The organism is Parabacteroides sp. APC149_11_2_Y6 (genome assembly GCF_054506995.1).
Map to the genome: position 1 here is coordinate 4,460,110 of NZ_CP173709.1, position 13,013 is coordinate 4,473,122.

Annotated in this window: 7 protein-coding genes; 4 read left to right on the forward strand and 3 right to left on the reverse strand. The window is 43.8% G+C overall.

Going from position 1 to position 13,013, the window contains the following annotated elements; translation table 11 throughout:
• Positions 1–158: 158 nt before the first annotated feature.
• The 3 genes from ACGE0T_RS18410 to ACGE0T_RS18420 are packed head-to-tail and all read right to left on the reverse strand — an operon-like array spanning position 159 to position 3,647.
• Entirely contained in the window at positions 159–914 is a 756-nt protein-coding gene (locus ACGE0T_RS18410) for a succinate dehydrogenase/fumarate reductase iron-sulfur subunit (protein ID WP_459188036.1), read from the reverse strand.
• A gap of 27 nt (positions 915–941) precedes the next feature.
• Positions 942–2,885: a fumarate reductase/succinate dehydrogenase flavoprotein subunit gene (locus ACGE0T_RS18415; RefSeq protein WP_459188037.1), complete on the reverse strand. Its 1,944-nt coding sequence runs from the start codon at positions 2,883–2,885 to the stop codon at positions 942–944.
• Positions 2,886–2,939: 54 nt separating this feature from the next.
• Complete coding sequence (locus tag ACGE0T_RS18420; RefSeq protein WP_459188038.1) at positions 2,940–3,647, reverse strand: succinate dehydrogenase cytochrome b subunit; 708 nt, start codon at positions 3,645–3,647, stop codon at positions 2,940–2,942.
• A 265-nt stretch (positions 3,648–3,912) separates the two neighbouring features.
• On the opposite strand from ACGE0T_RS18420, the gene ACGE0T_RS18425 reads away from it, so the two are divergent.
• From ACGE0T_RS18425 to ACGE0T_RS18440, 4 genes are all read left to right on the forward strand, one after another.
• Entirely contained in the window at positions 3,913–6,426 is a 2,514-nt protein-coding gene (locus ACGE0T_RS18425; protein ID WP_459188039.1) for a GDSL-type esterase/lipase family protein, read from the forward strand.
• Between the two features lie 23 nt (positions 6,427–6,449).
• The gene (locus ACGE0T_RS18430; protein ID WP_459188040.1) at positions 6,450–8,084 is read left to right on the forward strand and encodes a tetratricopeptide repeat protein; all 1,635 of its coding nucleotides are present in this window, start codon (positions 6,450–6,452) and stop codon (positions 8,082–8,084) included.
• Between the two features lie 182 nt (positions 8,085–8,266).
• Entirely contained in the window at positions 8,267–11,425 is a 3,159-nt protein-coding gene (locus tag ACGE0T_RS18435; RefSeq protein ID WP_459188041.1) for a SusC/RagA family TonB-linked outer membrane protein, read from the forward strand.
• Between the two features lie 27 nt (positions 11,426–11,452).
• On the forward strand, positions 11,453–12,997 hold the full coding sequence (locus ACGE0T_RS18440) for a RagB/SusD family nutrient uptake outer membrane protein (protein WP_459188042.1): 1,545 nt from the start codon (positions 11,453–11,455) through the stop codon (positions 12,995–12,997).
• Positions 12,998–13,013: the final 16 nt, after the last annotated feature.

Here is a 13,013-nt window from a genome sequence, read left to right on the forward strand (position 1 = left end):
TTTTTTGACTTTGGCTTCAAACGACATTCCCGATATACTCTCTCCGGATTATATCAAAAAATAAACTTTTAAGATATACTCTCTGATATATAATCCACAGGAACAAAAAAGGCGTCGCATCATGCAACGCCTTTTTCAATCTATACATATATAATGTATTAGTCTTTCAACTTCGCGCAAATAAATTCGCGGTTCAAACGAGCGATGTTGCTAACAGAAATGTTCTTCGGACATTCCATTTCGCAAGCACGGGTGTTGGTACAGTTACCGAAGCCCAGTTCGTCCATTTTAGCAACCATAGCTTTTGCACGGCGTGCTGCTTCCACTTTACCTTGAGGCAACAATGCCAACTGACTGACTTTTGCAGAAACGAACAGCATAGCCGAACCGTTTTTACAAGCAGCAGCACAAGCACCACAACCGATACAAGCAGCAGCATCCATAGCCAAATCAGCATCAGCCTTAGGAATAGGAATTGCATTTGCATCAGGCACACCACCTGTATTTACAGATGTAAAACCACCTGCCTGGATAATTTTATCATAAGCATAACGGTCTACCATCAAGTCGCGGATTACCGGGAAACCGGCAGAACGCCACGGTTCGATTGTAATGGTTTCGCCATCATTGAAACGACGCATGTAAAGCTGGCAAGTTGTAGCTCCTGTAGCCGGTCCGTGCGGATGTCCGTTTACATAAAGAGAACACATACCGCAGATACCTTCGCGGCAGTCGTGGTCGAATACAACAGGATCTTTACCTTCATTGATAAGCTGTTCATTCAGGATGTCCAACATTTCCAGGAAAGAAGTACCCTGGTTGATGTTTTTCAGCTGGTAAGTTTCGAACTGTCCTTTTTCTTTCGGACCTTTCTGACGCCAAACTTTAAGTGTGATATTTATATCTTTATCCATGATTCTAATTTTTGTAATTGATGATTATTACTTCTTGTAGTTACGAGTCTGAGGTACTACGAATTCATAATTCAACGGTTCCTTCAGCATAACAGGGTCTTTGTCTTCACCCTGATATTCCCAGCAAGATACATACATGAACTTGTCATCGTGACGAAGCGCTTCGCCTTCTTCAGTCTGATGTTCCGTACGGAAGTGACCACCACAAGATTCTGCACGGTCTAATGCGTCATGAGCCATCAATGTACCGATTTCGATAAAGTCAGCCAGACGAAGTGCTTTTTCAAGCTCAACGTTCAAATCTTCTGCATCACCCGGAATACGTACATTTGTCCAGAATTCTTTCTTCAGGTCTTTCAGCATAGCGATAGCTTCTTTCAAACCTTCCGCATCACGAGCCATACCGATATGTTCCCACATAATATGACCCAGTTTCTTATGGATAGAATCTACAGATTCTTTACCCTTGATATTCATCAATTTCTGGATACGAGTCTTGATATTCTTTTCCGCTTCTGCAAATTCCGGCAGTTCAGTGCTGAAACGCGGAACCTGGATCTGGTCAGACAGATAATTCTGGATTGTATAGGGCAATACGAAGTAACCGTCAGCCAATCCCTGCATCAAAGCAGATGCACCCAAACGGTTTGCACCGTGATCGGAGAAGTTGGCTTCACCAATAGCGAACAGACCCGGGATAGAAGTCATCAATTCATAATCTACCCACAGACCACCCATTGAGTAGTGCAGAGCCGGATAGATCATCATTGGAGTTTCATATGGATCGTCGTCAGTAATTTCTTCATACATGTCGAACAAGTTACCATATTTCTGTTTTACGACTTCTTTACCCAAACGGTTGATAGCGTCGGAGAAGTCCAGGAATACAGCCAAACCGGTGTTGTTAACACCGAAACCAGCGTCGCAACGTTCTTTAGCAGCACGTGAAGCCACATCACGCGGCACCAGGTTACCGAATGCCGGATAACGGCGTTCCAAATAGTAGTCGCGATCTGCTTCAGGAATATCTTTACCTTTCTTAGTTCCTGCCTGCAATGCTTTTGCATCTTCCAGTTTTTTCGGTACCCAGATACGGCCATCATTACGCAAGGATTCGGACATCAATGTCAGCTTAGACTGATAGTCGCCGTGTACAGGAACACAAGTCGGGTGAATCTGAACCATACAAGGGTTAGCAAAATAAGCACCTTTCTTGTAGCACTGCCATGCAGCAGAACCGTTAGAAGCCATCGCGTTGGTTGACAGGAAGAATGTGTTTACATAACCACCGGTAGCAACAACAACAGCATGAGCAGAGAAACGTTCGATCTTACCTGTAACCAGATTACGAGCGATAATACCACGAGCACGGCCGTCTACTTTTACAACATCGAGCATTTCGTGGCGGGTATACATCTTTACTTTGTTCAAACCGATCTGACGGCTCAAAGCAGAGTAAGCGCCCAATAGCAACTGCTGTCCGGTCTGGCCGCGGGCGTAGAACGTACGCGATACCTGAGCACCACCGAATGAACGGTTATCCAGCAGACCACCATATTCGCGAGCGAAAGGTACGCCTTGTGCTACGCACTGGTCGATAATATTGTTGGAAACTTCGGCCAGACGATAAACGTTTGCTTCGCGGGCACGATAGTCACCACCTTTAATAGTATCATAGAACAGACGGTAAATAGAGTCACCATCATTCTGATAATTCTTTGCAGCGTTGATACCACCCTGTGCAGCGATAGAGTGTGCACGACGGGGAGAGTCCTGGATACAGAAATTCAATACATTGAATCCCATTTCAGCAAGTGATGCAGCAGCAGAAGCACCAGCCAGACCTGTACCAACAACAATAACGTCCAAACGACGTTTATTAGCAGGGTTCACCAATTTCTGGTGATCTTTATAATTTTTCCACTTCTCAGCCAAAGGGCCCTGAGGAATTTTTGAATTTATTTCGGTCATAATAATTAATTTTCTAAAGTTCTTTCAATTATTGCACTTAATTAACGAGCGCTTTTAAGCAACTGTACAGCTACCACCTACTCCGTTCAGGTAGAAGATTATTGTGATTATAGCGAATACAGCACAGATAACTGTTGCTACGATCTTTGAAATGCATTCCCAACGGTTCAACCAGATCGTGTTATTCCAACCGATCGTCTGGATAGCACTCCAGAAACCGTGAGTCAGGTGGAACCACAAAGCAGCATACCAAATCAGGTAAAGAACAGTAATAACAATGTTACCCTGGAAGTAATAATTGATAAATGCCGCACCGTCCTGAGGAGATACCATAGCAGCGCCTAAAGCAACTTCATGATGACCCAACAATTCTGCAAACATCATCTTATACCAGAACTGGCTAAAATGCAGAATCATGAATAAAATCACGATAAGACCCAATACAAACATGTTTTGTGATGCCCATTCTACACCTTTCGGACGAGCATTAATTGCATAACGGTCGTTACCACGAGCTTTACGGTTTTGCAATGTCAACATGATTGCATACACGAAGTGAACTACTACGCCTGCAGCCAATACCAAAGTAGCGGCAACGGCATACCAATTTGCACCCAACAGCGAACAAACCGTGTTATAAGCCTCTCCGGAGAAAACAGCCGCCACGTTCATCGACAGGTGGAACAATAAAAACAGAACAAGAAAGAGTCCTGATATACTCATTATCAGTTTCTTTCCGATAGAAGAATTAAGTAACCACATAAGATAATAATTTAAGTTATTTAATTGTATTTAGAAATTTCTTCCCATCTGTGCATTAATCACGCAAAGGTATGCTAAATACGTATATCACGCAAACGATTAAAGAAATATTTCAGCAATTATACCCCTTCTGAAAATTCAATATCCGGGGAATAAAAACGATATATTCGGATTTATCCGGCAGAAAGACTTCAGATATCGTTACGAATCCGATACATTCCAATATATTTGCAATTTTAAAGACAGCAAGATTATACTATTTATCATGAAAAAGTACATTTTACTATTATTTACCCTACTTATTATCAGCCTGGACGGTAGGGCACAAAATACAAATCAACCTATACGAATCGCATGTGTGGGTAATAGTATTACTTATGGCGCCGGTATAGAAAACCGGGACCGCGACAGTTACCCTTCGGTACTCGGACAGATGCTCGGTCCGGAATATGACGTTCGCAATTTCGGCTTCAGTGCCCGTACCCTGTTGATGAAAGGGGATTTTCCTTATATGAAAGAGACAATGTTCAAGGATGTACAGGCATATAATCCGAATATTATCATTATAAAATTAGGGACAAACGATACCAAACCACACAACTGGAAATATAAGAACGGACTGACCAAAGATATGCAGACGATGATAAGTACGTTTAAAAGATTACCCGCCCAACCCCAAATTTATCTTTGTTATCCAGCCAAAGCCTATGCCGTGCAATACGGTATAAACGACAGTATTATTATCAATGGGGTAATACCTGTCATCAATAAATTGGCAAAGAAAAACAAATTGAAAATTATCGATATCCATACTGCAACCGATGGTATGAAAGAACATTTTCCCGATTATATTCATCCGGACCCCGTAGGAGCCCACCGGATTGCAGAAACGGTATATAAAGCGATTACAGGAAAGACAAGCGCCCACCAAGCACAAGCATTCCCCGGTTTAAAAAGCCTGTGGAACGGCTGTGCCCGTTATGATTTCACATTTAAAGGCAGACAGGCGATTGTTGTAGCTCCCAAACAAGCAGCTAAAGGAAATCCATGGATATGGCGCCCTGCATTCTTCGATGCATTTCCAAGTGTGGACAAAGCGTTATTGGAAAAAGGATTTCATGTCGTTTATTATGACCTGACCCATTTATATGGAAGTCCCCGCGCCATACAAGCAGGGACAGAATTTTATTTCTACATGAAAGAGCTTTACAAATTGTCCCCGAAAGTTACACTTGAAGGTTTCAGCCGGGGAGGCCTATTCGCATTCAATTGGGCGGCACAGAATATAGACAAAATAGCCTGCATCTATGTCGATGCCCCAGTTTGCAACGTATTCAGTTGGCCGGGAAGAAAAGACGTACAACTTTGGAATGATTTATTAAAAGAATGGAACCTCACAGATAAAGAAATGGAGCATTTCCAGGGAAATCCGATTGATAATTTAGCCCCATTGGCAGCAGCCGGCATTCCCATTATAAGTGTCTGTGGCGATAACGACCAAACGGTTCCCCTCAAAGAAAATATGGAAGTGATACGTTCCCGCTACATCCAGATGGGAGGCCAGATGGAACTGATTATAAAAGCAGGATGCGACCACCACCCACACAGCCTCGATCAGCCGGAACCGGTTGTAAACTTTATTATTCGCCAGCAACCGGAATACAGGAAATACCAATATTATAATGTACGGGGAAATTTACAAAACTCTTATCTCAAATTTGAGAAAGAACGTAAAGGACGAGTGGCTTTTTTAGGTGGCTCTATTACCGAAATGAACGGCTGGCGAAATCTGGTGGAACAGCAATTAAAACAACGTTTTCCTTACACGGACTTCGAATGGGTTGAAGCAGGTATAGGCTCTACCGGAAGTACTCCCGGTGCTTTCCGGTTACAACATGATATTCTGTCGAAAGGTAAAATAGATCTCTTATTCGTTGAAGCTGCCGTTAATGATGATACAAACGGTTTCAGCGCAGAGGAACAGGTGCGTGGTATGGAAGGGGAAGTACGTCATGCGCTTCTATCTAACCCGGAAATGGATATTGTTATGCTTCACTTTATCTATGACCCGTTTATTCCGATGCAGAAAAAACGTCAAATGCCGGATGTTGTCCTCAACCATGAGCGGGTAGCCAACCATTATCTCATTCCTTCGGTTAACCTGATACAGGAAATCGCAGAAAGAATGCAAGAGGGTGAATTTTCCTGGGAACAATTCGGAGGGACCCATCCTCTTCCCTTCGGACACCGATATTACGCTGCTACAATCGACCAACTGTTCGATATTATGTGGAAAGGTATTTCGCCGGATGCAACAATAAAACCTCACGAAATACCTGTACCTCTGGATACCTATAGTTACTATAACGGGGATTTTATGGATATACGGACTGCAAAACTAAATAAAGGATGGAAACTGATTCCTTCCTGGCATCCAAATAACCCAGCCGAAAAACGGAAAGGATTCGTTGATGTTCCAATGCTCGAGGCTTCCCGTCCGGGTGATTTCTTAACACTCAAATTCAAAGGGACAGCCATCGGTATCTTCTGCGTCAGCGGACCTGCAGCCGGCATACTGGAATATAGCGTAGACGGTTCTCCTTTTAAAACAATCGACACATTTACCGCCTGGAGCGAAAATCTTTATATTCCCTGGGTATATATGCTGGAAACAGAACTTAAAGACACCTACCATATGCTCACGCTCCGTATCTCAGAAAAGAAAAACGGGCATTCGAAAGGAACCGAATGCCAGATACGTAATTTTGTCGTTAACTAAACAGGAACCAAACACTGGGACACATGAAAAAGCACTTCAATTTAAACATCAGTCTTACTGCTTTATTCTTTCTGATAATAGCAGCACCCGCCTTTTCCGAAAAGCCGGATACGGTAGAAAAGATACAGGCACTGATACAAAAATCGGAAGAAATGCTAAAAGCAAATCCATCCAAAGCTATTTATTATGCAAATTCTGCAATCTCGGAAGCCCAGGAGTTAAAAGACAAAACGTATTTATCCATGGCGCAAGCCACTTTGGGCGAGGCCTATATGAACCAAGGAGACTTCGATATGGGTTTTGAAGCGATTACCAATGCCATGGAAAATTGCCCGGCAAAAAATGATACCCTTAACGCTTACATCTATGTCCGCCTGTCCAGTTCCTATATTAAACTGAGGGACTTTCAAAAAGCATTCGAATACGTGGATAAAGCGGCAGGGATCTATAAAGCGATGAATGACTCTGCCAATCTTGCCGGATGCTATAATACCCGGGGACTTATCTACATCCTCGTACCAGATAATGTCAAAGCGGAAGAAAACTTTAAAACCTCACTTGCCATCAACCGCAAGTTAGGTAATAACAAACTGGTAGCCACAAATCTGAACAATCTTTGCCTGTATGAAGGCGACTGCCAGGAAAAGATTGATATGCTCCATGAAGCGATAGCAATCAATGACTCACTGAAAGCCATATGGTCTTTAGGTGAAAACTATAATAATTTGGGGACCCAATATTTCTATGCGAAAGAATATGACAAAGCATTGGCGGCCCTTGATTCGGCACGGGGATATGCCCTGAAGATTAATGCCAAAGAACTCATTTCCGATAATCATCGCTATGCCTCATGGGTCTATGCCGCTCAACAAAACTACCCGGAGGCTTACACAAACCTGCTGGAACTGTACAATACAGAGCAAGAGTTACTGGCTAAAGACGAAATGCGCCAGATTGAACTGAATATCATTCAAAAACGTTTACGAGCAAAAGAACAGGCTATGCTGATGCAGGAGCAGGCATTTCAAATCAAGAATTTAAGAATGCAGACACTGATTGCCGTTTTAGCGGCAATTGCCATCCTGCTAATTCTACTTTACGTATTACGCCATTCCCGCCAGCAAAAGAAGATACAAATATTAGAAGCGGCAAAAAAACTGGACAGCCAGGAAAAAGAACTGATTGCTTTAAAATTACAGAAAGCTGAAAGTGATGCACAAGTAACGCAAGCTGAGCTGGATTACAGCCGGCAAGAACTGACCAACTTTGCCTTTTTTGTACGGAGCAGAAACGATTTGCTTGCCAATATCCAGTCGATGATTAAAGACGGATATAAACTATCCGGAAAAGAAATGGACACACACCTCCGGAGCATCAATGCTTACATCTCCCAGTTTAACGCTAAAAACTCGGAAACAGAAATACTGATAGATAAAGTTAATGCCCGTTTTATAGATAAACTATCCCAAATCCACCCGGATCTTTCCAAAAACGAACAACGCCTTGCCTCCCTCTTAAGAATCGGTTTGAGTACAAAAGAAATTGCCTCGATAATCGATTCAAACCCAAAAACTGTTAATATGGCAAGATACCGGCTTCGCAAACATTTAAATTTAGAAACAGATGAAAGTTTGACTGAATATATGAAAAGTATATAAATGTAGAGCCACTCGTTTGATTAAATAACAAAAAAACAACTACTTAATAATTATAATGTAGATAAAATACTAATCATTATTCCCGATTTGTAGAGATTAGATAGGTCGCAAAACCATTGACAAGACTCAAAACAAAGGTTATTCTTGCGAAAAAATTTATTAATCTTTTCAAATCAAAAACCATGGGAATATCATTAAGTAACCACCGGAAAACATCCGGTTCGCTTCTAAAAGTTACCACATTGTTGGTACTTCTTTCCCTTTTCCCTTTCTTCGGCTTTGCCCAGGAAGTAAATGTAAAAGGTGTTGTTTATGATGAAACAGGCTTGCCTGCTATCGGTGTGAATATCCTTAAAAAAGGTACAACGATAGGTACGATTACAGATGTAGACGGTAAATATGAAATCGCTGCACAAAAAGGAGACATCCTCGTATTCTCTTATATCGGATATGCTCCGCAGGAAATCACCTATGCCGGACAACCCAAACTGGATATCAAACTTCAGGAAGACACGGAGAAACTGGACGAAGTTGTCGTTATCGGTTACGGTACAATGAAAAAGAGCGACTTAACCGGAGCCATTTCTTCCGTAGACGTGGAAGAACTGACCAGTCGCGCCACAACCAACCCTGCCGAAGCCCTGCAAGGACGCGTTGCCGGTGTAAACATCCAGAAACAGGGAGGTAATGCCGGAGCAGGCATCACTGTAAAAATCCGTGGTGTAAAATCATTTAGTGATGACCAGCAACCGCTATATATCATCGATGGTTTCCCCGGAGATATCAGCAATGTTAACCCACAGGATATCTCTTCCATGGAAGTATTGAAAGACGGTGCCGCCGCTGCTATTTATGGTTCGAGAGCTGCCAACGGCGTTATCATGATTACCACCAAAAACGGAAAGAAAGGTGATTTGAAAGTCGACCTGAATGCTTACCTGAATTTCTCTTCGGTTGCTAAAAAGCTGGAACTGCTGGATTCGGAAGGTTACGTACAAGTTCATAAACAGATGTATGATAATTACTATGCACAATACAACAAAACTCCGAATTATCCGGGATATATCACTGGTTACCTGGCAAACCCGTCCAAATATGCCAATACAAACTGGCAGGACGAAATCTTCCGCCACGGTCTGACACAAAACTACCAGGTCAGCGTACGCGGAGGTTCGGAAAAAGCCCGCTATTCTGTTTCTTACAACCACTCTGATGATAAAGGAATCTTACTGGGCAACAATTTCCGCCAAGACAATGCCCGTATGAAACTCGCTGTTACCAAAAACATTTTCGACCTGGATGCAAACATGGCATTCATGGCTAAAAATGAGAAACAGCCTCAATATAAACTGAAAGAAGCCTACGGCATCTCTCCCCTTGTTCCGGTGTACGATGAAAATGCCCCTTCCGGTTACGGACTAACCGACCACGACGGTCTGCCAAGCAACCGTAACGTTTTAGCAGATAATGAATTTCGCAAAGCTGAAGGTAAAACATACAACATCGACGCGAATGTTTCTATCACCGCCCATTTAGCTGAATGGCTGACTTTCAAAACCGCTTATTCTTACCGTGGCGAAAACTACCGTTATGCTCAACATATGCCGTCTTATGTAGCAGACATCAAACAAAAACAGGACTATCCTACCCAATACGAAAAGAGTTACTATTGGGAAGAACAAACTATTGACAACGTATTGAACTTCGACAAAACGTTCGGTTCCCACTCGCTGAATGTAATGGCCGGTAGTTCCATCCAGTTGTACGATTATACATGGAACGAAGTACAGGTAGAAGGAAAAAATACCGTGTATGAAGTAAAAGACGGCAAACTGGTAACAAACGAAGTCTCCGCCGGTTTCCTTGACCAGAACTTCGCAACAATCGGTGCAGGCAAAGGCGGCACTTATTCCGGCGACGGTTCCATCTCCAAATACAGACGTGCCTCTTTCTTCGGACGTGTCAATTACTCCTATGCAGGCCGTTATATGATTCAGGCTACCGTACGTGCCGACGGCTCTTCCAAATTCAGCAAAGATAACCGTTGGGGTACATTCCCTTCCGTAGCTGTAGGATGGAGAATTTCCGAAGAAGAATTTTTCCCGAAAGAAAGTGTAATCAGCAACCTGAAACTTCGTGCCAGCTGGGGACGCCTGGGTAATGAAATGGCTCTGAAATACTATGATTTCCTGACACTGATTACTACAGACAACACAATGAACCAGGGTTCCGTACAGGGAAGCGGTTCTTCTCCATGGCCGGGAAGCATTGCAAACGGCTTATCGGAACGTAACCTGAAATGGGAAACAACAGATACCAAGAATATCGGATTGGACTACGGATTATTCAACGGACGTTTATCCGGTGCTATCAACTACTATTATAACAAGACAGAGGATATGCTTATCACAAAGAAACTCCCTCTCTCTGTTGGTCTGCAAAACCCGACTCTGAATGTTGGTAAGATACGTAACGCCGGTTTCGAACTGGAAGTAAACTGGGCTGATAAAAAAGGCGGCTGGGACTACAATGTCGGTTTGAACCTGACAACCACCGACAACAAAGTGCTGGAACTGTCCGACAAAGGACAAGCCCTGTACGGAAGCGGCTTGAAATGGGGAACAGAACACTTCCCGACCCAGACACGCGAAGGATCGCCTATCTCTTCATTCTTCCTGTACCGCACCGATGGCATCTTCCAGAGCGACCAGGAAGCCGCAGCCTACGTTAACAGCAAAGGACAACGTTTGCAACCGAACGCTAAGGCAGGAGATCTCCGTTTTCGGGACGTAAACGGAGATGGTGTCATCGACGATGACGACAAAGAATTTTGCGGTTCCGGTATGCCGAAAGTGGAAGTCAACTTATCAGCCGGAGCCTCTTTCAAAGGTTTCGATGCTTCCGTATTGTTGGGAAGCGGCTGGGGACATAAATTATATAACGGTAACCGCTACTTCTTCGAAGGCATGAGTTCCGGAACAAATATGTTAACTTCTACATTAAACGCATGGACACCGCAAAATACAAACACAGATGTGCCTCGTGCCGTATTGCAGGACCCGAACAACAACTCACGTGAGAGTGACCGCTTCCTCGAAAACGGCAACTTCATCCGTCTTCGCCAGTTGCAAATCGGTTATACGCTGCCTTCTTCCATTATGAAGAAAGCGATGATAGACCGTCTGAGAATCTATGTAAGCGGTGAAAACCTGTTCACCATCACAAAATACAGCGGTATCGACCCGGAATTTTCTACATCAAGCATCCTGAATACAGGTGTCGACAAAGAAATCTATCCGTTCACCCGCTCTTATATCGTAGGTTTACAACTTACATTCTAATTCATTCACCATAAAAAGAAGATAACGATGAAAAAAATCAATTATATAGTTGCCGCCCTCCTGTTTATGGGAGCAACGACCGGTTGCGATGATTTCCTGACAGTGGAATCGCCGGACCAACTGACCACCGATACATTCTGGAGAGATGTTAACGATGCCGAATCCGCCATGGCAGCAGCCTATGCCCCGATGGAAGGTTCGATAGATACCTATAGCTTTGCTGAAATCCACTGGCCGGTGGAAGCATACCGCGAAGACATCGTAGAGTTAGGTTCGGACGCTTTGAACTACCCGAACTGGGTGGAACTCGCCAATTTTACCTATACTAACGGTAACACACAGTTCACTTACTACTGGCAGGAAAACTACCGGGGTATCAACTACTGCAACCAGATTCTGGAAAACGTGCCGAACATTCCTGCCGACAAAATCACAGACGAAGAACGGACATCCCTTTTGGCTGAAGCCCATTTCCTTCGTGGCTATTATCATCTGAAACTCCAGTTAAACTGGGAACAGATCATCATCCGGGATAAATATATCAAAGATACGGAAGGGCTGAACAAAGCACTGTCCACACGTTCGGACTCATGGGATTTTATCGTTGATGAATTTACCCAAGCGACTAAACTGCCGTCGGAACGCGGTTCGGATAAACTGGGACGTGCCACAAGCGGAGCCGCTTATGCTTACCTGGGCTGGGCTCACCTGACGCGGGCTTATGAAGAACCGGCAAAGAAAGACGCTGAACTGGGTGCAGCACTTACGGCTTTCAATGAAGTAAAAGGATACGGACTGGTTGACGATCCCAGCACTTTATTCGACGGGACCAATAAAAACTCGAAAGAAAGCGTATTCGAACTGCAACTGAGTATGTCGGATGCCAGCGGTGCCTGGTATAAAACACAATTACACCGTTGGATCGGCTGTTCAGAACTCTGGGGATGGGATGAAATCCTGCCAAGCGACATGCTGATGGAAGAATACATGAAAGAAGGTAAAATCGCCACAACCGGACGTTACGACAGCCGTTTGTACCAGACCATCTTCTACCAGTGCGACTATTTCAATGACCCGGATGCCGGACGTGTATATGGCGACATCTACGACCATTGGTTCTGCGAGTTTGATGAAGATGATAATCCTATTGAAGGCACAGCCTACAACAAACCTGCTTTCCGCAAACTGATGCCGGGCAATTACGACGGACTGGCGGCCAACTACTTTGCACCGAATATTCCTCTGATGCGTTATTCCAACGTATTGCTTATGAAAGCAGAAGTCCTGAACGAACTGAACCGTACCCCGGAAGCTATCTTGCTGATCGACGAAGTACGCGAACGCGCCGATATGCCTAAAATGACAGGCACATCCAAACAAGCGGTCCAGGCCCAAATCGAACACGAACGTATCCTGGAATTTCCGTTGGAAAACATGCGTTTCTATGATTTACGCCGCTGGGGTAAGACCAAAGAAGCATTACAGGCTGTAGGACGTAATTTCAATCCGGAGAAAAACAACTTCTATCCGGTTCCCCTGCAAGAAATAAATTCTAACGGAGCATTGAATTGATATGAAGGTAAAACCT

Coding starts and splice junctions, on each gene's coding strand:
- ACGE0T_RS18415 (WP_459188037.1), bottom strand. CDS start 2,885: ATGACCGAAATAAATTCAAAAATTCCTCAGGGCCCTTTGGCTGAGAAG.
- ACGE0T_RS18440 (WP_459188042.1), top strand. CDS start 11,453: ATGAAAAAAATCAATTATATAGTTGCCGCCCTCCTGTTTATGGGAGCA.
- ACGE0T_RS18410 (WP_459188036.1), bottom strand. CDS start 914: ATGGATAAAGATATAAATATCACACTTAAAGTTTGGCGTCAGAAAGGT.
- ACGE0T_RS18425 (WP_459188039.1), top strand. CDS start 3,913: ATGAAAAAGTACATTTTACTATTATTTACCCTACTTATTATCAGCCTG.
- ACGE0T_RS18430 (WP_459188040.1), top strand. CDS start 6,450: ATGAAAAAGCACTTCAATTTAAACATCAGTCTTACTGCTTTATTCTTT.
- ACGE0T_RS18420 (WP_459188038.1), bottom strand. CDS start 3,647: ATGTGGTTACTTAATTCTTCTATCGGAAAGAAACTGATAATGAGTATA.
- ACGE0T_RS18435 (WP_459188041.1), top strand. CDS start 8,267: ATGGGAATATCATTAAGTAACCACCGGAAAACATCCGGTTCGCTTCTA.